Below are 23,505 nucleotides of genomic sequence, written 5' to 3' on the forward strand. Positions count from 1 at the left end.
GTCAGATGAACAGGATCAGCCCGAGGTAGATCAGGCCGACCACCACGCTGATGTTCAGCCTGCGGGTCACCCGCTCACCGGTGTGGTCGGCGATCAACGACCGGGCGCGCGCCCACATCAGCTTCTCGCCTGCCTGCGCGTCCGGCAGGTACGGCGTCGTGATGACGTCGCCGTGCGGGCCGAACGCGAGCATGAGCTGGGGACCCGAGCGGCGGACTCCGTGCAGCTGCGACCACGGCACGCGGTATGTCCACACGCCTGTGTAGAGGAACACCGCCGTGTGGTCGAGACGCATCAACGGCTGGAACCTGTTCACCGCCGACAACAGGAACTGCCCGCCGATCAGGCCGAGCAGGATCAGGCTCGGGTAGTACTTCATCGCGATCAACGCACCGGCCGCGGCGAGCAGGAACACCACGCCCTCGGTGCGCCGCCGGTCGCCGGGCCACATCGCGTGCGGCAGGTCGACCGCCGTGCCCGCGGTGACGGGTTCGCCCGGCAGGTGTGCACTGTGGACGGTGTGCCGCGGACGCACCCTGTTGAGCGTGCTGGTCGCCACCACCTCGCCCTCGACCAGCAGCGCGACCTGGCCGCCGTGGTGCCACTCGCCCGCGACGAGGATCTCCGCCGGGTCGAGCTGCACCGGTGGATCCTCCTCGCCGCGCCACACCCGGCCGAACTGCTCGGTGTCGTGGTAGAGCGGCTCCTCCAGCCCCAGATCCGCGAGCGTGGTGACCGTGGCGATGTCCTGTTTGTTGTGCCGCAACAGGATCCGGCGCGGGCCGACCGGATGGGCCTGCAGCTTGATCGCCTTGACCGGGCCCGTCCACAACGCGCGGCGGCGGCGTTCCCGCACGGCCAGCATGACCGCCATGAACACGGCGGCGCCGCCGAGGGTCAGCCACCACGTGACGTCGTCGGGCTCGTTCGCCATCCGCACCCACGTGCCGTCCGCCATCACCGGCACCGCGTCGCCCACCTGGTACGACTCCGGCGAGAGCGGTTCGAACGAGGTGCGTTGCCGATCCGGCAGCTCCACCCACACCTCGTAGGTGTCCTTGATCTCAACGACCTCGGCCTCCACCCGGCTGGCCTTGGCGATGTGCTGCTCGATCTCGCTGCTGGAGAGGTCGTACTGCACGAACGTGAGGAACCCGAAGACGACCAGCAGCACCGCGACGATGCGCAGAACTCCGCGCGTCGGCGGCATGTCCGGCAACGACACGATCGTCGCACCCGCGGCCTCGTGCTGGTCCGCCCGCGACCTGAGGGTCCACGCCGCCACGATCGCGCACGCGCCGGCGTGCAGACCAAACGCGACGTTGGCCGCCGCACTGCCGTCGAGCACGATGTCCAGCACACCGAACGCCACGCCCATCGCGCAGCCCGTGAGCACACGGCCGAACAGCAGCAGCAACGGCGTGGCGAGCAGCGGCACCACAGCGAGAGAGAACAACGGGTCCGGCACACACGGCTGTGCGGTTGTGCAGGGCGCCTCGTTCGCGCTCGCCGCGAAGTAGAAGGCGACGATCCAGCCACCGACGAGACCGACCCTGGTCACCCACCACGGAACCGCGGCCGCCTGCCACCGCTGGACGTTCATGTGCGGATCATGGCACGACCATTGCTCCGAACGGTGTGATTCCCCCGCAACGAAGTGGGTATCCGCAGGTCACTTGATTGAGGAGGTTGCTCGTGCTGGCAATCATCGCCGCGGTGGCGTTCGGCCTCGCCCTGCTGTTCGACCTCGCGGACGTGTCTCTCGGTAGTGCGATCACCACCGGGACCCTCGTTACGCTCGGGTTGCTGCTCATCGCCCTGCACCTGGCCGGTGTCGGCACCGGTAGCCGGTCGTGGAACTGGCGGCGCCGTGCCCGCAGGTAAAACGGTCGAACGTCCCACCAAGTTGCCCAAGGGCGCTTGGTGGGGCGTTCTCAAACGGACAGTCAAAGAGTTCAACGACGACAACCTGACCGACTGGGCAGCCGCGCTCACCTACTACGCGGTGCTGTCGTTGTTCCCAGGTCTCATCGTGCTGACGTCCGCGCTCGCGCTGCTCGGCGATTCGACGACACAAGAGCTGCTGAAGTACGTCGACCAGGTCGCACCCGGTCAGGCGGGCGAGCTCGTGAAGTCGTCCGTCGAGGAGTTGCAGAAAGGTCAGAGCGCCGCCGGACTGCTGGGCATCATCGGTCTGCTGACGGCGTTCTGGACCGCGTCTGGCTACCTCGGTGCGTTCATGCGCGCGTGCAACGCCGTGTACGACGTCGAGGAAGGCCGCCCGTTCTGGAAGACCGTGCCGTTGCGCCTCGCGCTGACGCTCGGTTCGGTGGTGCTGGTGTCGCTCACGCTGGGCGCGCTCGTGCTGACCGGTGGTGTCGCGGACACCGTCGGCAACGCGATCGGCCTCGGCGACACGGTCGTCACCGTGTGGGACGTCGCGAAGTGGCCGGTGATCCTGCTGCTCGTGAGCCTCGCGTTCGCGGTGCTCTACTGGGCGGCGCCGAACGTCCGGCAGCCCGCCTTCCGCTGGGTCACCCCCGGCAGCCTGCTCGCGATCATGCTGTGGGCGCTCGCGACCGTCGGCTTCGCGATCTACGTGGCGAACTTCGCGTCCTACAACAAGACCTACGGCTCGCTCGGTGGTGTCATCGTCTTCCTGGTGTGGCTGTGGATCTCCAACATCGCCGTGCTGCTGGGCGCCGAGTTCGACGCGGAACTGGAGCGCGGCCGCCGCATGGCACAGGGCCAGCCCGCGGCCGACGCGTCACCCGAGCCGCGTGATCTCCCCGGGTAGTTCGGCCTCGACCGCGGTCCAGACGCCGTCCGGCCCGGCTTCGATGCGCTCGCTCGTGTCACCGGGCACGAGCACCCACAGCTGGTCCTTCTTGGACAGCCACACCACTCCGATGCCGTCGGCGCGCGAACTCGTGGCGTACTCGTAGGACTTCCGGAACACGTCACCGCCGTTGCGGTCGGTCACGCGCACCTCGCTCGAGCTCTCGGCGTGCGCGACGAACTTCCCGCTCGGCGACGACTTGGGCGCGCCGGGCCGGGCGAACCGGTCCTCGCGGTCGCTGCCGCAGCCGGTCAGGACCATCAACAGGGCCAGCACCGCCGCCACGATTCTCATGACAGCTCGAAAACGGGATAGTCGCCGGCTCGCGCCAGCAGCTTGTCCAGCGGAGTGGAAGCGTCCATGCCGGGGAAGAACTTCTTGACCTGCCCGTGCCAGCGCTTCAGATAGGCCTGGATGATCACCGGCTTGACCTCGTCCGGCAGCTCGACCGCCTTGAACGTCTCGACGAACCTGCCGCGGCGCAGCTCACCGGAGCCGGCGGCACGCAGGTTGCGGACCCACTGCGTGGTGCCGCGTGGAGCGAGCAGGTAGCGGGTGCCGTCCAGGTCCAGGACGTTCACCGGGGTGCTGTACCACTTGCCGCTGCTGCGGCCTCGCACGGACAGGGAGCGCATGCTCCTGGGGCCGGTCCCGAGCTTCACCAGAGAGCCCACGAGCCTGTTGGCGAACTGCTCGAAGCCGCTCGGGCGGGAATTGCCGTGCGTCATACCGCCAAAGGTAGCTAGCGTGATCGTCCGTGTGGGACGTTCTCGAGGACTTTTACGACTCTGTGCCCCGACCGGGATCTCGCGTTGAGGATCACGGCGAGCTGGTGCTGTTCGTTCAGGCCGGCGACGGCTATCCGTACTACGCGCGGCCGCGGCATCCCGGTGGGAAACCGACGCTCGCGGACGTCGTGAAGGTGCGGGAACGGCAGCGCGAACTCGGCGTGCCCGAAGCGTTCGAGTGGGTGCACGAGACCACTCCGGACCTGTACGACATCGCGATCGAGGCCGGCCTGGAGGTGCTCAGGGCGCCGCTGCTGGTGCTCGACCCCGACCGGTTGCCGGAACCGCGTCCGCACGTCCGGGTGCTCGGCACCCGGCCGGTGGAGGTGTCGGTGGTGGCCCAGCTGGCGTTCTCCTCACCGGGCACCTCGCAGGGGGACGTCGGTGTGGCCGAACGGGACGCGGCACTACTGGAGGCGACCCCGATGAGCACCCGGCACCGTCACGCGGTGGCCGACCTGCCAGGCGAGGGCGTGCTGGCGGTAGGCACCGCGCAACGGGCGGGTGACGTCGTGGAGGTCGCGGGAATCGGCACGTTGCCGGCGGCGCGGCGACGTGGCCTCGGTGGTGCGGTCACCGCGGAACTGGCGCGCGACGCACTGGATCGCGGCGCGAAGCTGGTGTTCCTCTCGGCCGGCAGCCCGGAGATCGCGCGGGTGTACGAGCGCGTCGGGTTCCGGCTCGCCGGAACGGCCTGCATCGCCTCACCAGTCGTGGGCTAGCTGTCCGTCGCGGGGCATCGGAATGCGAAACAGGCAGCCGACACAAGGCATTCCGGACGGCTGGGCGAGCAGTTCGGCCTCACCGCGGTGGATGAGTTCGCCGCAGTACGCGGTGAGCGCGAGCGGCGTGCGGTCGTCATCGTCGTCGGGCACAGGTACGAGGTGGCACGTGCGTTGTGTCTCTCCTACGACACCCGCACGCTTGCGGACCAGCAATACAGGCATGCGCGCATCCGTTCGTTCTTGAGTGCTCATGCCTTCACCTCGGCGTCGTCCACCACACACACGACGGCGTGTGTGGTGGCGTAGAACTTGAGCCGGTACGGGCCCGCGTTCCGCTCTGCCACTGCCGCGCAGAACTTCTCGGAGCTGACCTCGTCCGAGCGCGGCGTTCGTTCGGCTAGGTCGATCACACCTAGATCGTGCGACGTGCGGCACGAAATGGGGAGGGTTACATACTAATTGCGGGTGCCGTATGCGAATCTCGCATACAGGCCCCTACCGCAGGTGGGAGACCTCGGCGGCCAGTTCGGCGATCGCCGGAGCCGCCGCCCACGGGTCGAGCTTGTCCAGCTCGTTCACGATCAGCCGCGAGCCGGTCGCGCGCGCCAGGTCGAGCGCCGCGAACCCGAAGCCGACGGCCTGCTCCACGTCACCGTTGGCGGCGTGCGCGTAGGCGAGCTTGGCCGTGTGCACGCCCTGTTCCCACTGGCAGATGCCGCCCCACCTGGGCATGAGACTCGTGTACGCGTCGATGGCGCGTTTGTGGTCGGCGAGATCCACCATGCTGCCGGCGCGCTGCATGAGGACGTGCAGCTCGGTGAAGCAGTAGCCGATGGAGTACTCGTCGGTCTGCGTCCGTTCCGCGGCCTGCACCAGCGAGTGCGAGAGGTCGAACCGCGGCATGCAAGCGTCCTGACCCGCCCGCGCGAGACCACGGGCCTCCTGCCGCACTGCCATCGCCCGCACGATCGGACTCAGCCCGGTCTCGCGCTGGGCGGCCCGCGCCAGGCCGATGACGCGGTCGTCGTCGCCCTCGACCTCGGCGAGCTGGCTCATCCGCACGTAGCAGTACGCGACGACGTCCCTGTCGTCCGCGGCCTGGCCCTGTTCCATCGCCCTGGACGTCCACGCGCCCGCACCGCGCAGGTCGCCGATCTCCTCGTGCAGCCAGCCGTAGAACTCGGCGTACATCGCGCCCGTGCCGAGCAACCGCCTGCGGACGTCGCCACGCGCGTTGCGGCGCAGTACGTCGATGAAGTCGTACATGTTGCGCACGGCGGGCATGAGCGCACCGGTGCCACGCCAGTTGTGCGCGTCGTTGACGATCCGGCGCAACACGAGCAGCTGGCTCACAGCGTCGTCGGCCAACGCGCCGGTGCCGTTCGCCGTGGTGAACGCAGCGGAGGTGCACAACGCCATCAGTGCCTTGCCCTCCATGCCCACGATCAGGTCCTTCGCCACGGCCTCGAAGCCCTCCGCGTGCAGACGCCTGGCTTCGCCCACGCGCATCGGCACGGTGCGGTCGGTCAGGCCCAGCAGGTGGGAGGGGATGCCGAGCAGCCGCTGGAGCGTTCTGAGCACGCGCATGTCGTAGGCGATGTTGCTGCCGGCCTCCAGGCGCGAGATCGCCGACTGGGAGAACCCCGCCAGCGTCCCGAGTTCGTCCTGGCGCAGACCGTGCGCCTTGCGCGCGATCGCCACCACGGCTCCGGGGGAATCCGCGGCGAACGCGTCCTGCACGTCCTTCGACTCCCAGATGGCGGGCGGCAGCATCGGCAGCGGCCCGTCCGGGACGACGACGGCGTTCTTAGCTGGGTTGCTCAACCTCAACGCCTCCAGCGATCAGCACGCATCATGCCCGTCCGAACGAATTCGCGCGCCCCCTCATCTCAAATGGGTCCCGAAGGCCCCTCTCCTCACACGTATTCGCCGACCGGGAGGTTCGAACCGACTATTCTGCGCGCGTGATCAAGGATTTCGGGGCCGGCATCGCTCTGCTGCTGCGCGGGTTCAGGCTGGTGTTCAGCTCGCCGAAGCGCGTGCTGGTCGGGGCGCTGCCCGCGGTCATCACCGCGGTGCTGATGATCACCGGCTGGGTGCTGCTGTTCCTCTACATCGACTCGATCGCGGGCTGGCTCACCGGGTTCGCTGACTCGTGGAGCGAGACCTGGCGGGGCGTCGTCGAGGTCGCCGTCGGAATTTCGGTGGTCGCGGCGATCCTCGGTCTGAGCGTGCTGCTGTTCACCGCGATCACACTCATGATCGGCGGCCCGTTCTACGAGTACATCGCCGAGGAGGTCGAGGACGAGCTCGGCGGGGTGCCAGAGGCCGAGCAGGTCGGCTGGTGGCGCGGGTTCCTGGTGGGGCTGCGCGGCACGCTCCTGCTGGTCGGCACCTCGATCCTGTTCGCGATCCCGTTGTTCCTCTGCGGCTTCATCCCCGTCGTCGGGCAGACCGTGGTGCCGGTGCTGGCCGTGTGCATCAACGGGTACCTGCTCGGGATCGAGCTGACCGGCATCCCGTTCACGCGCCGCGGCCGGTCGTTCAAGCAGCGCAGGAAGATCCTCGCGACCCGCCGCGCGCTGGTGCTCGGGTTCGCCGTGCCCACCTACCTGCTGTGCCTGATCCCGCTGGCCGCGATCGTCGTGATCCCGGCCGCGATGGCAGGCGGCACGGTGTTGTCGCACCGCCTGCTCAACGGGGACCGCGCTCCGGCCCAGAACGGCTACCCGAACACGTACTAGTGGACGCCGCCTAGAACGGCAGCCAGGCCTGCTGGGCCAAGCCGTTGCGCGCGTTGATCTGCACGCCCGCGTTGGAGATGGACCACAGCTGGTCGCCGATCACGATCGTGCGCCGCTGACCGCCGCCGTAGTTCTGGTTCGACGGCTCGACGATCTTGCCGGACTCGCGCAACTGGGCGCCCTCGACCTTGAGCACCAGCGAGGCGACCTCGTAGGTCGTCTTGTACTGCGACACCGGGACGACGAGCGTGCCGTCCTGGGGCCAGTACAGGAACGCGTGCGGGTCGAACTGGGCCTCGGAGTTCGAGTTCGGCAGGTGGTACTGCGCTAGCCGTTGTGGTGACGCGGGATTGCTCACGTCGAACAGCGACACCTGCGTTCCGGTGACCCTGCCCTGATCCGTCGCCTCCTGGCCGACGCCGATCAGCCTGCCGTCGCCCGCGGGGTGCAGGTAGGCGGAGTAGCCGGTGATCTTCAGCTCGCCCGTCACCTTGGGCTGCTCAGGATCGCTCAGGTCCAGCGTGTACAGCGGGTCGGTCTGCCGGAAGGTGACGACGTAGCCCGTCTTGCCGATGAACCGGACGCTGTAGATGCGCTCGCCCTTGCCGAGCCCGCCGATCTGGCCGACCTTGGTCAGCTCGTTCCCGTTGCGGCGCAACGTCGTGACGAAGCTCTCCGACGGCTGTTGCGGCTGCGGCGGCGCGAAATCGCCCATGCGCCAGCAGCAGGGAGCCGCCGTGCCGGTTGTCGTGGCGACGCGGAGGACGCCGTCGTGCTCGGACAGCGAGTACTGGTTCAGCAGCGTGCCACCGACGTCACCGGACGCGACGTGCTTGGGCGGTCCCGCCTGACTGATGTCGAACTGGTGGATCGCCGTGGTGATCGGACGCTGGACCGGTGGCTTGGCGGGAAGTTCGGGCAGCAGGCGGTGGTCGTCGGCGATGTAGAGGCTGCGGTCGGTGCCGTAGACCGTGTCGCCGTCGGCCACGATCGAGACCGGCTGGCCGGTGCCGAGCTGGCCGGACAGGTCGAACGTCAGCACGGTCAGCATCGAGGCCGCCGAGTGCACCACGGGGTGGCTGATGTTCGCGCAGTCGACGAGAGTTCCGCTCGTCCTGGCGCCGTTCTGGTTCAGCTCGTAGCGCGGCAGCCACGACTGGATGGGCTCGCTGTGCAGAATCTCCTTGTTGCGCCGCAGGGATCCCGCTTCGTTGATCGTCTCGTTCGGGTAGACCCACGGCATGCGCGGCTGTGAGCGGACGACGACGCGGGCGGTGCCGCCGATCTGGCGGGCGTCGAGGTAGAAGCCGTCGGTCTTGAGGCTGCTGATCTCCTTGAGCGCCTTGAGATCCACGAGAACCAGCTCGGTGCCGGGCTCCGGGAGGTACGGGCGGTCCGGTGGAACCGGCTTCTCCATGATCGGGACCTGGTTCTCGGCGACGACCAGCGCGCGGTCACCGGAGACCAGCAGCTGGCTCGCGTGACGTTGACCGAGATCGACCGTGCCGGTGATGGACCTGCTCGCGACGTCGATCACCCGCAGCTTGCCGTCCGCGATGGAGACGACGCGTTTTCCGTCCGTCTTGACGATGTCCGGCTCGTCGACGCCCTGTTCGTGGACGTTCGTCGTCGAGTGCTCCTGCTGCTGCGCGGGCGGCGTGGCGGCCCTCGCGTCGGGCATGCTCTTCTGCGCGACACCCGCACTGCTGTTGGTGTCCGCTGCCATGCCTTCGGCGTACATGATGGGACGGCCGCCGAGGCCGTACGCGCTGACGTACGGGGCCATGGCGTTGCGCAGTTCGGTCACTGCGTTGTCGCACGAGTCGAACGCGACAAGACGCACCGGCCCGTAGTCCACGATCGGTGTTGGCGCGAGGGTTTCGTCTCGCACCGCGGAGCTCACGCTCACTCCGGCGACGACCAGCACGGCGGCGCCGGCCAACAGCTTTCTGCCGTTCATGCCACCAGGACGGAAACAACACCGGGAAGGGTTGCGCGCCGTTGCGACAACCCTTCCCGGAGTTCGTTCGTACCTCTTACAGCTGTGCCTGGATCTGCGCGGCGTAGGTGGAGACGCGGGAGTAGACGCCGGGGTAACCGGCGGCGGCACAACCCTCGCCCCACGACGTGATGCCGATCAGCTTGCCACCGGCCACGAGCGGGCCACCGGAGTCGCCCTGGCAGGTGTCGGTGCCGCCCTGGGTGTAGCCGGCGCACACCATGTGCGTGGCGTTGAAGTCGCTGCCGTACGCGCTGGAACAGGTCGAACTGCTGGTCAGCGGCACGGTGGCCTTGAGCAGGTAGCGCGAGGCCGAACCACCGGACGACGTGGTGCCCCAGCCGAGGATCGTCGAGCTGGTGCCCGCCGCGTACAGCGCGCTGTCCGCCGAGGTGGCGAACTTGATCGGGGTCTGCGACAGGTTGCGGTCGAGCGTGAGCACCGAGACGTCGTAGCCGCGGGTCACGTCGGTGTAGCTCGGGTGGATCCAGATCCTCGTGACGCGGGCGACGGTGCCCGCGGTGGAGTTCTTGTCGTCGCGGCCGGCCACCACGCGGACCGCGGACGCGGAGTCGCCCACGGTGCAGTGCGCGGCGGTGACGACCTTGTTGGGAGCGACGAGCGTGCCGCCGCAGTACTGGAAGCCGCTGCTGGTCGCCAGGTAGACGACCCACGGGTAGGTGGACGTGCTCGCGCGCGTGCCGCCGACGATCTGGGTGCCGAACTCACCGTCGGTGGTCGGCGGGGTCGGAGCTGCTTCGGCCACGCTCACGCACGCCATCGACAGCGTCGCCGCCGCCAATGCCGCACCGAGCAGTGACCGGAGGCGGTGCAGGGTTGCCGCCATGATCATCTCCTTCTTCTGTTGTGTCCCCCGGATGCAGGGCCGGAGGTGGTTACAGATCAACAGAGGATTCCGAGACCGGGTAGGGCTGGTCTGCGTAGGCCATTCGGCCGCTCACGCGCGCGCGTGATTGGATCGAGCGCGAACAATCCCGTTCCGAGAGGAAGTTGTGATGGCCCCCACGAAGCCTGAGGTCGACCCGCACGACGGCCCGGCGCCCGCCGACCTGCTGATCGAGGACATCACCGTTGGCGACGGTGCGGAGGCCACGGCCGGTCAGTTCGTGTCCGTGCACTACGTCGGCGTCTCGCACTCGTCCGGCGAGCAGTTCGACGCGTCCTGGGACCGCGGCGAGGCGTTCCAGTTCCCGCTCGGTGGCGGCCGCGTCATCGCCGGCTGGGACCGGGGCGTTCAGGGCATGAAGGTCGGTGGCCGCCGCAAGCTGGTCATCCCGCCGCACCTGGGCTACGGCGCGCGCGGAGCCGGTGGCGTGATCAAGCCCAACGAGACGCTGATCTTCGTCGTCGACCTGCTCGGCGTGAACTAGTGCGTTGACTTCAGCGGCGCTCCACTGGTCCGATCAGTGGGGCGCCGCTGGTCTGTACGGCCGATTTGCCACGTCGACGGAACTGGATCACGTCCGGCTGCGTCATCCTTTGAGTCCGCCGCCGCTTTGGGAAGGAACACCGGTGCCCGAGGACATCGCCGGGTCCGAGCAGATGCTCGCGAACTGGAACCAGACCATCCAGCAGCGCGCTGCCCGCTATCAGGAGATGGCGACGCGCGTGCAGGGGATGACGATCTCCGAGCGGTCGTCGGACGGTTCCATCGAGATGACGGTCGGGTCCAACGGGATCCTGCAGAACCTCGTGATCAACGAGTCTGCCTCCGGCAAGCGCATGTCCGAGATCAGCGGCGAGATCATGAAGCTGTTGCAGCGCGCGCAGTCCCGGATTCCCGAGCTGCTGCAGGAAGCGATGGCCGACACGATCGGCACGCAGGACGAGACGGCCAACGTGTTGTTCAACGAGGCCAAGAAGAACTTCCCCGCGCCACCGGCCGAGGAGCCCAGTCGCTCGCCGTACGACAACAACGAGATCAACTTCCGAGTCGAGGACGACGCACCGCCTCCCCCGAGGCATTCCGCGCCACCTCCGCCTCGTCGCCGTCCCCCGTCGGACGATGACGACGACTTCGGCGGGCAGTCCGTGCTCAGCTGATCTTCCTGTCCGTTGCTCGAACTTGAGGGGGTTCGATGACTTCCGGTGGTTTCAACGTCACCTCGGACGTGCTGGAAGCGCACGCCAAGGCCTTGGAGGGCCTGCACGGGCGGTTGCAGGGAGCGATGGACGCGGCCAACACCGTGTCGATGCCGACCGACGCGTACGGGATCATCTGCCAGCCGTTCCGGATGTTGCTCGACCCCGTTGAGCAGTGGGGCATGAACGCGTTGAAGGGCGTCGCCGAGGCGATGGACTCCACCGCGAAGAAGGTCACCGAGACCGCGAAGCACTACCAAGAGGTCGAGGACCAGATCGCCAAGTCGCTGAAGGGCTTCTGATGTCCACACCGAACCCGTTGGTGGCGCAGGCCCCCGCAGAACCGTCCGGTTTCTTCAACGCCGGCACCGGTGACAACGGCTGGGCGACCGGCTTCTCCATCGCCGACTCAGCGGTCGACGCCTACAAGGGCATCTCCGAGGGCAGCTGGATCGAGGGCGGCCTCGGCGTCGTCGGCCTCGTGGCCGACGCCGCCTCGATGGCGATCGACCCGTTCGGCACCCTGCTGTCCTCCGCCGCCTCGTTCCTGATGGAACACATGCAGCCGCTGAAGGAGGCGCTGGACTGGCTGGCTGGCGACCCGCCGGTGATCCAGTCGTACTCCACGACGTGGGGCAACGTCTCCGCCGAACTGGGCAAGGTCGCGGCCGACTACAAGGCCGCCGTGGACCAGACCGCGTCGTGGACCGGCGCGGCCGGTGACGCCTACCGCAAGGCCGCGGGCGAGCAGCTGGACGCGTTGTCCGGCGCCGCTTCCACCGCCGGCTCGGTCGGCACCGTCGTCGGCGTGATGGGCATGGTCGTCGGGTTCGTGCGCGAGATGGTCCGCGACCTGATCGCCGACCTGGTCGCCAAGCTGATCACGTGGGTCCTGGAAGCCGTCTTCACGCTGGGCTTCGGCACGCCGGTGATCGTCGCGCAGGCCGTGACCGCCATCTCCAAGTGGGCGACCCGCATCGGTGAGCTGATCCAGAAGCTCATCAAGACCATCAAGAAGGTCTCGCCGTTGCTGGGCCGTCTGGTCGAGATCTTCACGAAGATCATGAAGGTCGTCGGCAAGCTGGTCGGCAAGGTGACCGGTCTCGACGTCATCTCCACGAAGTCCATCAAGCCCGGTGGCCTGTTCCACCGCACCGACAGCCCGGACCTCTCCCCTTCCGGCGGGCACGGCGCGCCTTCGTCGTCCTCTCCCTCGTCCTCGCCGGACAGCTCTCCGTCCACTCCGGACAGCTCGCCGTCCTCGCCGTCGTCGCCATCTTCGCCGTCGTCGCCGTCCTCCACACCGGACGGCCCTTCGCGAACCCCGGACAGCTCGTCGCCGTCGTCCGCGCCTTCGCCGGCGCGCACCCCCGACAGCCCGTCGACACCGGACACGCCATCGCCGTCCCGGACGCCGGACAGCTCCGCCCCCGACGCGCCATCGCCGTCGCGGACGCCGGACAGCCCGTCCTCCACCCGCACTCCGGACAGTTCCCCGTCTCCCGCGGGCCCCGGCACCCCGCACACGAGCCCGTCCTCCACTCCGGACGCCCCGGCTCCGGTCCGCAACACGGGCCAGACCGTCCAGTCCTCGGTGGCACCACCGGAAGCCCCGTCCCGGGCGGACGTCCCGCAAGCCCCGTCGCGCACCCCGGACAGCTCCCCGTCGACCCCGTCCCAGGCAGGCCCGATGGGCGGCACCCCGAACGCCGGCGGTTCCGGCGCACCGTCCTCCCCTGCCGCGGGCCGTCCCGCGACCGGCGGCCAGGGCTGGACCGGCACTCCCGGCAGCCGCGGCGACCTGGGCTCCGGCGCACCCGCGCCGCGCACCCCCGACATGTCGACCTCTGCCTCCCGAGCAGACGCCCCCGCCCGCCCCGCCTCGATGCCGCCGCCCCCGTCCGCTCCTTCCACCCCGTCGATGCCTTCGACGCCCAGCGCCCCGTCAGGCGGCCTGCCCTCAGGCGGCATGCCGCACGCCCCTTCGGGAGGCGCCCCGCACGCCCCATCGGGAGGCGCTCCGCACAGCCCATCGACCGGCAACCCGAACGCCGCCCGCCCGGACGCGACCCCTCCGAGCCGCGCGACCGCACCGTCCGCGGCGGCTCCGTCGGCCCCGCACGCGCCGTCAGCACCGTCCACTCCGAACATGCCCCCGGCCGGCACCCCGCACGCTCCTTCAGCGGGCGCACCGCACAGCCCGTCCGCAGGCGGCCCGTCAGCGGGCGGCGCCCCGCGCACCGACTCCCCGATGCGCCCGCAGTCGTCCGCACCGACGGCCCCGAACGCCCCGCACAGCCCCAACTCCCCCTCGGCACCGGCTGCCCGCACGGACGCCCCGCAGGCCCCGTCGAGGCCGAACGCTCCCCAGTCCACCCCGCACGGCGGACCCTTTGCGCCCACCCGCCCCGACGCGCCACACGGCGGACCCAGCGCACCGTCGCGTCCCGACGCTCCCCACGGCGGCACCACACCGTCGTCGCGCACCGACGCGCCGCACGCACCGACGCGCCCCAACGCACCGCACAACGGTCCGTTCGCTCCGTCGCGGCCTGACGGACCGAACGCTCCCCACTCACCGAACGCACCACACGCCGGGCCAAACGCTCCCCACTCCCCCAACGCACCGCACGCCGGCCCGAACACTCCCCACTCGCCCAACGCGCCACACGGCGGGCCAAACGCTCCCCACTCACCCAACGCACCGCACGGCGGCCCATCCCGTCCCGACGCACCTAACCGTCCGGACGCGCCACACCGTCCCGACTCCCCGTCGCGCCCGGACGGCAGCGGCCCCGGCAACCGCCCCGACGGCACCCGCCCAGACGGCTCGCGCCCAGACGGCTCGCGACCGCACAGCCCGGACGGCCCCCGCTCCCGCGGCACCGGCACCGCCGAGGCCCCGCACCGCACCCCGGACTCCACCCGCCCGGAAGCCGCGACTCCGCACCGTCCGGACGCGAGCACCCCGCACGGCCCGGACGCGCCCCACAGCCCCGACGCGCCCCACCACGGCCCGGACGCCGAAAAGCCGCACGACAACTCCCCGGACCGCCCGCACGACGGCGACCCCGACGGCCCGAACAGCCACGACCCGGACGCCCCGCCCGCGGACCGCCCGAGCCCAGAAGAGGCGCACGCGAGGCACGCCGAGTCCACCCCCGCCGGCGTCTCCCACCACGGCGGCGACCGCGACATGGGCGACCTGCCCCACCGCGTCCCCAACGACCCGCGCTTCTTCACGGCGGACGTGCACATCACGCCCGACGGCAGGGCGCGCATCGGCGGCCACGACTACACGCCGGCCGAGTACGCGGACATGTTGCGGCGCAGCGGGTACGACGGCAGCCGGCCGGTTCGCCTGATCGGGTGTGACGCGGGCAGCAACGACTTCGCCCAGCAGCTGTCCCGGCACCTCGACGCGCCGGTGGTCGCCCCGACCAGGCCCGCCTGGACCGACAGCCACGGCCGTGTCTTCTCGAGTGACGCCGAGATCCGTCCCGACGGCACCCGTGAGCCCCGGATCCCCCCGAACGGCGAGTGGGAGACCCACCACCCGGACGGGTCCAGGACCAGGGCGAGCGACGACGGCTTCGCGCCCGGCTCGCGCGACAACGACACCGACCTCGACCCCACCGACGCGCGGGACCGCGCGGCGAGCCCGAACAACCAGTACGACGCACCGCCGACGCGCGACCGCATCGAAGAGGACGCTTCGGACTTCGACGAGAGGTTCGTCGACTACGACCGTCCTGGACACAACGACCCGAACAACTCGCCCTACCACCGCGACCCGAACCCGCCGGACGACCTGGGTTCGCCGCGGGACGTGGACGCGCCGCCGCGCGACCGCATCAAGGACGTCCCCGGTCCGCCCCGCGCGCCGGAGGACGTGCCGAAGTTCCCGGAGGTCCTCAGCAGCCACACACTGCCGCCGGACCACACCAGCCTGCCGCCGAACACGCAGTTCAACGTCAGCAACCCGAACGGCACCTCGACGAAGTTCTTCACCGACGCCGACGGCAACGTGAAGTGGGTCGAGGCGACCTCGGGCTCAAAGGCTCAGGCCACGCCCGACATGCACGGCTTCAACCCGGACCTCGACTACCCGTTGCTCGGTGACGTGCAGTACCGGGTCAACGACCAGTGGGACTTCCACACCAACCAGCACGGCCAGACCGACGCGGTCTCCGGTACCCCGACCTACAGCAAGTCCAACGACGACTTCCGCGACGACGGTGGCAAGTACACGGGCCAGGGCCGCGCCGGCCATGAGGGCAAGGCCGCCTACGACGGCACCCAGTACGACAACGTCAGGTGGGCCGGCGGGCACATCGTCGCGAACGAGGCGGGCGGTCCCGGCGAGTACATCAACATGTTCGGCCAGATGAACGCGTCGAACAGCGGCCACTACAAGGACGGCTTCACCAACGCGGCCTCCTGGCGCCACGAGGAGGCGAAGCTGGCCAAGTTCGACGCCAAGCCGAACCAGGCCATCGCCGACTACCAGGTGCGGATGACCAGGCGAGCGGACGGCCTCCCCGAGGAGGTCACCATGCGCTGGACCCAGGTCGTCTACAACGCCGACGGTACGGTCGCCTCGTCCGAGGTGTTCACGAAGACCATCAAGAACGTGCCGGAGAACGCTAATTATGCAGCCAAAACTCCCTACGCCTGAAGCTGATCAGCTCCTGGCCGAGCTGCTCGAGATCATGACCCTGTCCACGCCGCTGAACTGGGAGAGCGCTCGGTTCGCCGTGCAGTCGACCGTCCTCACCGACACGTCGACCGCGTCCGCCGTGCGAAAGGACGGCACGCGCAAGTCCTACGCGATGCCCGACGTGTTCTCGAAGAAGCTCGACCAGTTCCGCGCGGCGTGCTACGAGCCGGGGCGGGGTACCTGGTACTCCGCCGCCATCACGCTGCGGGACGGCGCCGAGCCGGACGTCCAGCTCTACTACGACGAGAAGCCCGAGTGGCCGCTCGACGCCTGGCCACACCCGTACTCGTACGTCCGCGACCTGGAGTTCTTCCCGCGCGACGACGAGCACATGCCGGACTGGCTGCGCGAGCAGGTCGAGCTCGCCGCGACGGCGGAGACCGAAGGCTGGCAGGGCGAAGGATAGGGTCGGGCTACCGACCGGAGGAGGACCGGAACGCGATGACAGGCTGGCCCAAGCTCGACCCCGCCGGACAGAAGGAAGTGCTCGACCGCCTGACGGTGATGCTGCTCGAAGTCCTGCCGGAGGACTGGCAGCGGCTGGTGATCGAGTACCGGGTCGTCGGCAGCTACAGCAACGGCCGCGTCGGGCTCACCCGGTCCGACGGCGTCATGCGCGACTGGGACCCGCCGCTCGAGACGTGGCACCGCTTCCAGGATCTCCGCCGCGGCATGTACGCCGAGGGCGAGGGCACCTGGTTCGGCGCCCAGTACAAGCTCGAGAAGCCGGACAAGTTCGCGATCAAGTTCAACTGGGACCGCAAGCCGGAGTTCACCAGCGAACCCGGCCCCGACCAGTACGCGGTGGAGCAGGAACGGTTCCCCCGCGTCGAGTCCCACCAGCCCGACTGGTACCGCGAGGGGCTGGCCCAAGGGGCCTCGTGACCCGTCCGCGGTCTCCGACGTCGGCGAGAAGCAGCTCTGACTCCTCCAGCGCCCCGATCGGCCCAGCCTCAGAGCTTCACACCCACTCGGAGTGGTGTTGACGACCCGAGGTCCGTGACCGGCCCGCGCGAGCCGCGGCCGCCCGATAAGATCACTGCGGTTTGCACGGGGAAAAGAGGGGCGAGGACCACATGAGCCAGCCGGCTACACCGCTGAGCGAGCAGGACCAGCAGCAGTTGGTGAGGCAGATCGGCCGTGCCATGCTGCCGGCCGTACCGCAGGGCTGGCAGCGCATCCGGGCCGAGTACCGCGCGGCCGGACGGCACATCGAGGTCGATCTGGCGTTCGCGGGACCGGACGGGCAGCTGCGCCCGGTGCGGCCGCCGATGGACGTGGTGCAGATGTTCGGCCACCTGCGCGGGGGCATGTACCACCCCGACCGCGGCACCTGGCTGAGCGCCACGTACGAGATCGAGGCGCCCGCGGCGTTCACCGTCGACTTCAACGCCGAGGACGAGCCGCGCTGGCGCAACGCGCCACCGCCCATCGGTTTCCGCGACGAGCTGCAGACGTTCCCGCGCCCGGACCGGCAGATCCCGGACTGGTGGCGCCAGCGCGTCGGCCTGCCGCCGCTGCCCCCGCTCGAGCCCGACCCGGCACCGGTACTGGCACCACCGGCGAATCCTCAGCAGGAGTACCAGGTTTCGCCGCTGACCGCGCCGGACCAGCCGGACCAGTTCGCCGGCTCGAACGAGCTGCGGACCGCGCGCGTGTACGACGGCAAGAGCGACGACGGCCGCATCATCGTCAACCGCCAGCCCGTCGACCCGCAGCTGATGGACGGCCTGCTCAACTACCTCGAGTCCGCGCCGGTCGTGCTCGCCGCGCGCAGCTACGACCTCGACGAGTTCTCGCAGAACGGCGAGCAGGACGTGCCGCTCAACTTCCGCACCGACGGCACCTGGATCTGGGCCGGCGCCGTGCCGCACTACCTGCGCAAGTACGGCCTCCCGCCGGAGCCCGAACTGGTGGCGCACGTGGTGGCGCACGACTTCCAGGTCGGTGAGGTCACCGAGCAGACGCAGGATCTCGCGGTGTCGCTCATCACGGGCCAGGGTTAGTCAGCAATTGTTCGCAGGTACGCCTCTCCCCGCGGGGAGAGGCGATACCCCACCTCGAGCGACTCGGTGAGCCCTTTCGCCTTGAGCTTGCGGACGTCCGCCTTGAACGGCAGCTTCTCGCGGCCCACCGAGGCGGCCAGATCCGCGGCCCGCACACCGGGGTTCGCCGCGATCAGCCGCAGCAGCGCCACGGCCGGTTCCGTCAGCTCCAGTCCGTCCACATCGGACGACGAACGCAGCTCGATCCGCGGGTCCTCGCCCGCGAAACGCAGCCGGATCCGGTAAAGCGAGCCCTCACGTCTGTCCACTGAGGACATCAGTGCGGCCACCGTCGGAAACCCGGCCGCCACCGCCTCTGCCCTCGTCACCCGCGACACGACGTCCACCGCGTCGATCGCCAGCACGCCCAACGACGTGCGCAACGTCCCGCCGGCACGCACCGTCGGCCGCTTCCACCGCCGGAACTGCAGCGTGACCTCGCCGGAACGGATCCGTTCCCAGTCAGCCACTCGGATCAGCACCGAACGAGGGTCTCAGGTTGCCGACCCCGCCGACAGCCGAGACGATCTGAGACCATGCAACGCTGGTGGCTCTTCACGGTGCGCGGAGTGTTCGCTGTCCTGTTCGGCCTGGCCGCTCTGATCTGGCCCGGCCTCACGCTGCTCGCCCTGATCATCCTGTGGGGTGCCTACGCGTTCATCGACGGCGCGATGATGCTGTACCTCACGCTGACCCACAAGGAGTGGCCCGCCCGGTGGGCGCTCGGCCTCATCGGCGTATTGGGCCTGGTCACGGGCTTGATCGCGTTGTTCTGGCCGGGCATCACGGCGACCGCGCTGCTGCTGTTGATCGCGGCGTGGGCCCTGGTCACCGGCGTGCTGCAGATCGTCGACGCCATCCGCCTGCGCAAGGTGATGACGAACGAGTGGTTCTACGTCATCACCGGCGCGCTGACGGTGCTGCTCGGCATCATCCTGATCGTGAACCCGACGGCGGGCGCGCTGGCGTTCGTGATCACGATCGGCGCGTTCGCGATCCTGTGGGGCGTGGTGCTGGTGCTGTTCAGCCTGCGCTTGAAGCGGCTCGACGCCGGTCTCGCACCACCTGCACCGCGAGCGTGACCAGCACGGCGACCCCGGCGAACACGTAGAGGTTGCCGATCACCTGCTGCCACCACGCCCAGTTGCGCTCGACGTCGTTGTCGCGCGGGAACAGCCAGTGCGGCCCGATCGCGAACACCGCCACGATCACCCACGGCGCCCAGTGGCGGCGCAACGCGGGGCGCGACAGCAACACGAGCGCGGGCGCGATCCACACCCAGTGGTGTCCCCATGACACCGGCGAGATCAGCAGACCACCGATCGCGACCACGAAGAAGGCTTCGACTTCGCCCAGACGCGACGCCAACCACCACACCGTCGCCACGACCAGAAGCGCCAGCACGACCCACACGGCGACCTGGGCGGTGTTCTCCAAACCGAAGCGCGCCAACGTGCCGCGAATCGCCTGGTTCGACGCGTAGGTCAGGCGTCCGACCCGGCTCGGGTCGAGCAGCGCGTGCGTCCAGTACTCCTTCGCGTCGCCGAACGTGATGAGAAACCCCACCAGACCGAAGAAGAAGAACGACCCGATGGACACGAACACGGGCTTCCACTGCCGTCGCGCGACGAAGTACAACGCGAAGAACGCCGGCGTCAGCTTGATGGCGGCGGCCAGCCCGATCAGCGCGCCGCGCGGCCACCAGCGGGTGCGTTCCAGCAGGCAGTCGGCCATCACGAGCACGGCCAGCAGCAGGTTGATCTGACCGAACCAGAGCGTCTCGCGCAGCGGGTCGAAGATCGACGACACCGCCGCGGCGCCCAGACCCCACTTCACCGCCTCGGGACCCCAGCCGAGCACCCGTTGCGCCGCGATCAGGCACAACACCGTGAGCATCGCGAGGTTCGCCGCGGCCACCACGAAGATGGCGACGACCAGCGGCACGAGCGCCAGCAGGCTGAACAGCGCCGCCGCGATCGGCGGGTAGGTGAACGGCAGGTCAGGACCACCGAGCGGCTTCGCGAAACCCTCGACGTACAGCGGCAGGCCCTGCAGCAGCGCATCGCCGCCGTTGCGGTAGACGCGCAGGTCGAGCGACCACCCCGGCGGGCGGATCATGACGTAGGTGAGCGTGGCGACCATGACGGCGGCCCACGCCACCACGACCCGCTTGGCGGTGCGGTCCAGGTGCATCGGGGAATGGTATCGATGTGCCACATGAGGCCCACGTCACCGGTCTGGACCGGCAAAACTCACGTAGCGTCGTCGCGTGAGCGCGCACCGTGGAACGTTCCTGCTTAAGCCGTTCGTAGGGCGCACAGATGCGCACGCGCGGGTTATTCTGTGCGCATGAGTCCCGCACTGGAGACGGTGCTGGCCAAGGCCGGCCTGCAGGTGAGCCCCGACGAGTTCCTCGCCCTCGTGACCGACGCGGCGCGAAGGCTCGCTCCACCACACCCGGAACCGGCCACGTACTTCACCCCGGACCAGCAGGCAGCGCTCACCGACGTGGGCCTCGACCTGTCCCCGGCCGGCCCTGCCGACGCCAAGCCCCGCACCCGCACGGTCGTGGCTCACGCCGTGCTGCGCGACTCGGCGCTGACCGTCGCCGAGGCCGCGCGCCAGCTCCAGGTCGACACCAGCCGCATCCGGCACCGCCTGGGCGTGGGCAGGCTGGTGGGCTGGAAGGACCGCGGCAGCTGGCGCCTGCCCGCGTGGCAGTTCGCGGGGACCGGCGTGCTGCCAGGCCTGGAGACCGTGCTGACGGAAATCCCGTCGGACCAACCGGCACTGGTGGTAGCGGCGTTCATGACCACCCTCCAGGAGGACCTGCCAGTGGACGGCAAGCCCGCGACCCCGCGCGACTGGCTCCTCGCCGGAGGAGACCCGCGCCGAGTCGCCACCCTGGCCTCCGTGCTCGGCACCCCCGCCTGAGCGCTCCCGAACACCCGACAGGACCCGAATGTCACGGCTTCCGCAGCCGCCTGCCCCTGCCGTGCTGCAAGCACACCTGCGCCGCACCGAGGACGTGGTGGCGGTGCACCGGGCAACCCGCCTGGTCCGCGTGTTCACGGCAAAGGGCTCCCACCCCCAGCGCTGGAACACGTTCCGCTACACGGGCCCGCTCCCCCACGCCCGCTTCGACGCGCAACAACCGGCCGACGACGGCTCCCCCGTCCAGGACCACGAGAACGGCGTCCTCTACTTCGGCCTGTCCGTGCGCACGTCGATCGCCGAGGTCTTCCAGGCCACCTCGATCGTCGACCGCCGCACCCGCAGCCCGTTCCTCGTGGTCCTGCGTCCGCGCCGCACGTTGCGGCTGCTGGACCTCGGCGGACTGTGGCCCACGCGCGTGGGTGCGTCGCAGGAGATCTCCACGGGGCCGAAGCTGGTGACGCAGGCCTGGTCGCGGGCGATCCGGGCGGCCTATCCGGAGCTGGACGGGCTTTGGTACCGGTCATCGATGGACTCCGGCGACCCTGCCATCTGCCTCTGGGACCCGCCGGGGGCTTCCGGCCTGCCCGCGGCGCCGGACGTGTTGCTGCCGCTGGACCACCCCGGGCTCGATCTGCCGCTGGCGCGGGTGTGCGAGGAGCTCAACTACACGCTGCTGGGGTGATGACGTGCGGGACGACTTGCCGGACAGCTTCTCGAGGGCTCACCGCCTCGAAGCGTGGAACATCGCCGGCGACCTGCTGGGCACCTGGGAAGGCTCGGCCGCGGCGGCGGTGCTCGAACTGGTCGCGGCCTTCCCCGCCGGGGAAGGCATGCGCTGCTTCAACCCCGGCTACGCGATCTGGGCGTACGCGGCCGACGACTCGCTCTTGTTCGACCTCGAGTTCTGCTACCGGTGCAACTGGGTGGGCGTACGGGAGCCGGGCCACCGTCAGCGCCTCGTGCCGTTCGACCCGAAATCCGTGTGGGCCGAGGAACTGCTGGCCCGCTTCCAGGCCTTCGAGCTTCCGCCGGATCTCAGCCGGGCCGGCACCGCTCCAGGGTGACCGCCGCTACCTCCGGTCCACTCGGGACGGACAGGGGCCCGATGACCCTGGTAGGCCGATCGGCCGCACGCCTAGCCTGAACGGATGCGGTTCGCGATCGCCGGGGGTGGTGTCGCCGGGCTGGCCGCCGGCCTGGCGGTGGCGCGTGCCGGGCATTCGGCGGTCGTGGTGGAACGCGACCACGTGATGGCGCAGGACGAGCCGGACGGTGCGTTCGACGTCGTTCGCAAGGGCATTCCGCACTTCCAGCAGCCGCACACGTTCCTGCCGCGGGGCCGCCGGGTGTTGCGCGACCTCGCACCGGACGTCATCGCCACGCTGCTCGACGCCGGCGCGGAGGAACAGGACCTGTCCGCCAAGCTGTCAGGTCCCCGCGTGCCTGGCGACGACGACCTGGTCTACCTCTGGGTGCGGCGCCCGATGGTCGAATGGGCCCTGCGCCGCGCCGCTGCCGCCGAACCCGGAGTGCGGCTGGTCGCGGGCAGGCAGATCACCGGCTTCGTGCCCGGTGCGGGCGGGTTCCACCTCGACGACGGGCAGGAGATCTGCGCGGACGTGGTGGTCGACGCGCTCGGCCGGTACCGCGTCCCGCCGGGCTGGCCACGCGCCGCGGCCCGGCCCAGCGAGTGCGGCGCGATCTACTACTGCCGCTACTTCGCGCTCGTTCCCGGCGCCGAGCACGTCACGGGACCGTGGCTGCTCAACCCGCGTGGCGACCTCGGGTACATGGGGTTCAACACGTTCCGCGGGGACAACCGGACCTTCGCGGTGATCTTCCTGGTGCCGACCGCCGACCACGACCTGCGGGTGCTGCGGGACGACCGCGCGTGGATGGCCGCGGCCAGAGCCATCACCCCGCTGGACGTGATGACCTCACCGGAGCACGCGCTGCCGATCACCGACGTGATGCCGATGGGCGGCCTGGCCAACATCGACCGCACCGCGGGGTCCGGTGTCGCGGGGCTCGTCCCCGTCGGCGACGCGTTGTGCCACACCGATCCCGCGTTCGCCTACGGGCTGTCCTTCTCGTTGGTGCACGCGCAGGCACTGGGTCGCGCCAGTGCCGCGCACACGACACCGGAGGACCTCACCGAGGCCTATCTCGCCGACGTCGGGCCGGAAGCCCGCGAACGCCACACCTTCGCGCTGGAGACCGACGCTGCGCGCACGCTCGCCTGGAGCGGCACGCCGGTCGACGTCAGCCGCCGCGACGGTTGCTATCCGCTGTTCGCCTTCGCGGCGGCGCTGGCCACCGCACCGCACGACGACCACGTGCTGCGCCGGACCGTCGGCCGCGTCGGGTTGCTCGACCCGGTCTCCGTCTTCGACACCGACAGCGACCTGCACGACCGCATCGAACGGATCTGGCCGCAGCTCACCCGCACGCCCTGTGGACCGCCGCGAGAGCAGCTGCTCCGGACCGTCACCGACGAGCTCGTCAGGTCTTGAGGCAGCGACCCGACCTGGTCATTGCAGGAATCGTGCAAGGGTTCTGCACGATCGGCCTCCCACGATCACTCCCAGCCGAGGCGGTGAAGCCG

Annotated in this window: 26 protein-coding genes; 16 read left to right on the plus strand and 10 right to left on the minus strand. The window is 69.8% G+C overall.

What is annotated here, in order from left to right; translation table 11 throughout:
• Position 1: 1 nt before the first annotated feature.
• The gene (locus SK803_RS35855; protein ID WP_319970628.1) at positions 2 to 1,603 is read right to left on the minus strand and encodes a hypothetical protein; all 1,602 of its coding nucleotides are present in this window, start codon (positions 1,601 to 1,603) and stop codon (positions 2 to 4) included.
• A gap of 92 nt (positions 1,604 to 1,695) precedes the next feature.
• Here SK803_RS35855 and SK803_RS35860 point away from each other — a divergent pair, with 92 nt between their 5' ends.
• Positions 1,696 to 1,884: a hypothetical protein gene (locus SK803_RS35860; protein ID WP_319970629.1), complete on the plus strand. Its 189-nt coding sequence runs from the start codon at positions 1,696 to 1,698 to the stop codon at positions 1,882 to 1,884.
• Positions 1,871 to 2,797, plus strand: coding sequence for a YihY/virulence factor BrkB family protein (locus SK803_RS35865; protein WP_319970630.1), 927 nt, complete (start codon positions 1,871 to 1,873; stop codon positions 2,795 to 2,797). The genes SK803_RS35860 and SK803_RS35865 overlap by 14 nt, the downstream gene beginning before the upstream one ends.
• Here SK803_RS35865 and SK803_RS35870 read toward each other — a convergent pair.
• Both SK803_RS35870 and SK803_RS35875 read right to left on the minus strand, forming a co-directional pair.
• Positions 2,768 to 3,133 carry a hypothetical protein gene (locus SK803_RS35870; RefSeq protein ID WP_319970631.1) on the minus strand — a complete coding sequence of 122 codons (366 nt, stop codon included), beginning with the start codon at positions 3,131 to 3,133 and terminating at the stop codon, positions 2,768 to 2,770. The genes SK803_RS35865 and SK803_RS35870 overlap by 30 nt on opposite strands.
• A complete protein-coding gene (locus SK803_RS35875) occupies positions 3,130 to 3,567 on the minus strand; it encodes a nitroreductase/quinone reductase family protein (RefSeq protein WP_319970632.1) in 438 nt (145 codons plus the stop codon). The genes SK803_RS35870 and SK803_RS35875 overlap by 4 nt, the downstream gene beginning before the upstream one ends.
• 104 nt (positions 3,568 to 3,671) lie before the next feature.
• Between SK803_RS35875 and SK803_RS35880 the strand changes: the two genes are divergently transcribed.
• A complete protein-coding gene (locus tag SK803_RS35880; protein ID WP_319970633.1) occupies positions 3,672 to 4,349 on the plus strand; it encodes a GNAT family N-acetyltransferase in 678 nt (225 codons plus the stop codon).
• On the opposite strand, the gene SK803_RS35885 is transcribed toward SK803_RS35880, so the two are convergent.
• The 3 genes from SK803_RS35885 to SK803_RS35895 form a co-directional block, all read right to left on the minus strand.
• Positions 4,332 to 4,574: a hypothetical protein gene (locus tag SK803_RS35885; protein WP_319970634.1), complete on the minus strand. Its 243-nt coding sequence runs from the start codon at positions 4,572 to 4,574 to the stop codon at positions 4,332 to 4,334. The genes SK803_RS35880 and SK803_RS35885 overlap by 18 nt on opposite strands.
• A 26-nt stretch (positions 4,575 to 4,600) precedes the next feature.
• Positions 4,601 to 4,762, minus strand: a complete 162-nt coding sequence (locus SK803_RS35890; RefSeq protein WP_319970635.1) for a hypothetical protein — start codon at positions 4,760 to 4,762, stop codon at positions 4,601 to 4,603.
• An 85-nt stretch (positions 4,763 to 4,847) separates the two neighbouring features.
• On the minus strand, positions 4,848 to 6,176 hold the full coding sequence (locus SK803_RS35895) for a helix-turn-helix domain-containing protein (protein ID WP_319970636.1): 1,329 nt from the start codon (positions 6,174 to 6,176) through the stop codon (positions 4,848 to 4,850).
• Positions 6,177 to 6,316: 140 nt separating this feature from the next.
• On the opposite strand from SK803_RS35895, the gene SK803_RS35900 reads away from it, so the two are divergent.
• Positions 6,317 to 7,096, plus strand: a complete 780-nt coding sequence (locus SK803_RS35900) for an EI24 domain-containing protein (protein WP_319970637.1) — start codon at positions 6,317 to 6,319, stop codon at positions 7,094 to 7,096.
• A 10-nt stretch (positions 7,097 to 7,106) separates the two neighbouring features.
• Here the strand turns inward: SK803_RS35900 and SK803_RS35905 are convergent, their stop codons facing one another.
• Both SK803_RS35905 and SK803_RS35910 read right to left on the minus strand, forming a co-directional pair.
• A complete protein-coding gene (locus SK803_RS35905; RefSeq protein WP_319970638.1) occupies positions 7,107 to 9,056 on the minus strand; it encodes a beta-propeller domain-containing protein in 1,950 nt (649 codons plus the stop codon).
• Positions 9,057 to 9,132: 76 nt separating this feature from the next.
• On the minus strand, positions 9,133 to 9,942 hold the full coding sequence (locus tag SK803_RS35910; RefSeq protein WP_319970639.1) for a S1 family peptidase: 810 nt from the start codon (positions 9,940 to 9,942) through the stop codon (positions 9,133 to 9,135).
• A 169-nt stretch (positions 9,943 to 10,111) separates the two neighbouring features.
• Here SK803_RS35910 and SK803_RS35915 point away from each other — a divergent pair, with 169 nt between their 5' ends.
• The 7 genes from SK803_RS35915 (at position 10,112) to SK803_RS35945 (ending at position 17,924) form a co-directional block, all read left to right on the plus strand.
• The gene (locus tag SK803_RS35915) at positions 10,112 to 10,486 is read left to right on the plus strand and encodes an FKBP-type peptidyl-prolyl cis-trans isomerase (protein ID WP_319970640.1); all 375 of its coding nucleotides are present in this window, start codon (positions 10,112 to 10,114) and stop codon (positions 10,484 to 10,486) included.
• Between the two features lie 142 nt (positions 10,487 to 10,628).
• A complete protein-coding gene (locus tag SK803_RS35920; RefSeq protein ID WP_319970641.1) occupies positions 10,629 to 11,159 on the plus strand; it encodes a YbaB/EbfC family nucleoid-associated protein in 531 nt (176 codons plus the stop codon).
• Between the two features lie 35 nt (positions 11,160 to 11,194).
• Positions 11,195 to 11,500, plus strand: coding sequence for a type VII secretion target (locus tag SK803_RS35925; RefSeq protein WP_319970642.1), 306 nt, complete (start codon positions 11,195 to 11,197; stop codon positions 11,498 to 11,500).
• Positions 11,500 to 15,876, plus strand: a complete 4,377-nt coding sequence (locus SK803_RS35930; protein WP_319970643.1) for a hypothetical protein — start codon at positions 11,500 to 11,502, stop codon at positions 15,874 to 15,876. The genes SK803_RS35925 and SK803_RS35930 overlap by 1 nt, the downstream gene beginning before the upstream one ends.
• Complete coding sequence (locus SK803_RS35935) at positions 15,851 to 16,324, plus strand: hypothetical protein (protein ID WP_319970644.1); 474 nt, start codon at positions 15,851 to 15,853, stop codon at positions 16,322 to 16,324. The genes SK803_RS35930 and SK803_RS35935 overlap by 26 nt, the downstream gene beginning before the upstream one ends.
• 35 nt (positions 16,325 to 16,359) lie before the next feature.
• Positions 16,360 to 16,803 carry a hypothetical protein gene (locus SK803_RS35940; protein ID WP_319970645.1) on the plus strand — a complete coding sequence of 148 codons (444 nt, stop codon included), beginning with the start codon at positions 16,360 to 16,362 and terminating at the stop codon, positions 16,801 to 16,803.
• Between the two features lie 191 nt (positions 16,804 to 16,994).
• Positions 16,995 to 17,924: a hypothetical protein gene (locus SK803_RS35945; protein WP_319970646.1), complete on the plus strand. Its 930-nt coding sequence runs from the start codon at positions 16,995 to 16,997 to the stop codon at positions 17,922 to 17,924.
• Here the strand turns inward: SK803_RS35945 and SK803_RS35950 are convergent.
• Positions 17,921 to 18,445 (minus strand): hypothetical protein, encoded by a 525-nt coding sequence (locus tag SK803_RS35950; RefSeq protein WP_319970647.1) that lies wholly within the window; start codon positions 18,443 to 18,445, stop codon positions 17,921 to 17,923. The genes SK803_RS35945 and SK803_RS35950 overlap by 4 nt on opposite strands.
• A gap of 54 nt (positions 18,446 to 18,499) precedes the next feature.
• On the opposite strand from SK803_RS35950, the gene SK803_RS35955 reads away from it, so the two are divergent.
• Positions 18,500 to 19,045, plus strand: a complete 546-nt coding sequence (locus SK803_RS35955) for an HdeD family acid-resistance protein (protein WP_319970648.1) — start codon at positions 18,500 to 18,502, stop codon at positions 19,043 to 19,045.
• Here SK803_RS35955 and SK803_RS35960 read toward each other — a convergent pair.
• Positions 18,987 to 20,156, minus strand: a complete 1,170-nt coding sequence (locus tag SK803_RS35960) for a glycosyltransferase 87 family protein (RefSeq protein WP_319970649.1) — start codon at positions 20,154 to 20,156, stop codon at positions 18,987 to 18,989. The two genes, SK803_RS35955 and SK803_RS35960, sit on opposite strands and share 59 nt — an antisense overlap.
• A gap of 156 nt (positions 20,157 to 20,312) precedes the next feature.
• Between SK803_RS35960 and SK803_RS35965 the strand changes: the two genes are divergently transcribed.
• The 4 genes from SK803_RS35965 to SK803_RS35980 all read left to right on the plus strand — a co-directional run bounded on the left by SK803_RS35965 (position 20,313) and on the right by SK803_RS35980 (position 23,413).
• Entirely contained in the window at positions 20,313 to 20,897 is a 585-nt protein-coding gene (locus tag SK803_RS35965) for a DNA-binding protein (protein WP_319970650.1), read from the plus strand.
• Positions 20,898 to 20,925: 28 nt separating this feature from the next.
• Entirely contained in the window at positions 20,926 to 21,582 is a 657-nt protein-coding gene (locus SK803_RS35970) for an RES family NAD+ phosphorylase (RefSeq protein WP_030466547.1), read from the plus strand.
• Between the two features lie 4 nt (positions 21,583 to 21,586).
• Entirely contained in the window at positions 21,587 to 21,964 is a 378-nt protein-coding gene (locus SK803_RS35975; RefSeq protein WP_319970651.1) for a hypothetical protein, read from the plus strand.
• Between the two features lie 84 nt (positions 21,965 to 22,048).
• Positions 22,049 to 23,413, plus strand: a complete 1,365-nt coding sequence (locus SK803_RS35980; protein ID WP_319970652.1) for an NAD(P)/FAD-dependent oxidoreductase — start codon at positions 22,049 to 22,051, stop codon at positions 23,411 to 23,413.
• The last annotated feature ends 92 nt before the right edge of the window (positions 23,414 to 23,505 follow it).

Source organism: Lentzea miocenica, assembly GCF_033949945.1.
In the GTDB taxonomy this organism is placed as follows: domain Bacteria; phylum Actinomycetota; class Actinomycetes; order Mycobacteriales; family Pseudonocardiaceae; genus Lentzea; species Lentzea miocenica.

Coding starts and splice junctions, on each gene's coding strand:
- SK803_RS35855 (WP_319970628.1), bottom strand. CDS start 1,603: ATGAACGTCCAGCGGTGGCAGGCGGCCGCGGTTCCGTGGTGGGTGACC.
- SK803_RS35870 (WP_319970631.1), bottom strand. CDS start 3,133: ATGAGAATCGTGGCGGCGGTGCTGGCCCTGTTGATGGTCCTGACCGGC.
- SK803_RS35875 (WP_319970632.1), bottom strand. CDS start 3,567: ATGACGCACGGCAATTCCCGCCCGAGCGGCTTCGAGCAGTTCGCCAAC.
- SK803_RS35885 (WP_319970634.1), bottom strand. CDS start 4,574: ATGCCTGTATTGCTGGTCCGCAAGCGTGCGGGTGTCGTAGGAGAGACA.
- SK803_RS35905 (WP_319970638.1), bottom strand. CDS start 9,056: ATGAACGGCAGAAAGCTGTTGGCCGGCGCCGCCGTGCTGGTCGTCGCC.
- SK803_RS35910 (WP_319970639.1), bottom strand. CDS start 9,942: ATGGCGGCAACCCTGCACCGCCTCCGGTCACTGCTCGGTGCGGCATTG.
- SK803_RS35915 (WP_319970640.1), top strand. CDS start 10,112: ATGGCCCCCACGAAGCCTGAGGTCGACCCGCACGACGGCCCGGCGCCC.
- SK803_RS35925 (WP_319970642.1), top strand. CDS start 11,195: ATGACTTCCGGTGGTTTCAACGTCACCTCGGACGTGCTGGAAGCGCAC.
- SK803_RS35930 (WP_319970643.1), top strand. CDS start 11,500: ATGTCCACACCGAACCCGTTGGTGGCGCAGGCCCCCGCAGAACCGTCC.
- SK803_RS35935 (WP_319970644.1), top strand. CDS start 15,851: ATGCAGCCAAAACTCCCTACGCCTGAAGCTGATCAGCTCCTGGCCGAG.
- SK803_RS35940 (WP_319970645.1), top strand. CDS start 16,360: ATGACAGGCTGGCCCAAGCTCGACCCCGCCGGACAGAAGGAAGTGCTC.
- SK803_RS35945 (WP_319970646.1), top strand. CDS start 16,995: ATGAGCCAGCCGGCTACACCGCTGAGCGAGCAGGACCAGCAGCAGTTG.
- SK803_RS35955 (WP_319970648.1), top strand. CDS start 18,500: ATGCAACGCTGGTGGCTCTTCACGGTGCGCGGAGTGTTCGCTGTCCTG.
- SK803_RS35960 (WP_319970649.1), bottom strand. CDS start 20,156: ATGCACCTGGACCGCACCGCCAAGCGGGTCGTGGTGGCGTGGGCCGCC.
- SK803_RS35965 (WP_319970650.1), top strand. CDS start 20,313: ATGAGTCCCGCACTGGAGACGGTGCTGGCCAAGGCCGGCCTGCAGGTG.
- SK803_RS35970 (WP_030466547.1), top strand. CDS start 20,926: ATGTCACGGCTTCCGCAGCCGCCTGCCCCTGCCGTGCTGCAAGCACAC.
- SK803_RS35980 (WP_319970652.1), top strand. CDS start 22,049: ATGCGGTTCGCGATCGCCGGGGGTGGTGTCGCCGGGCTGGCCGCCGGC.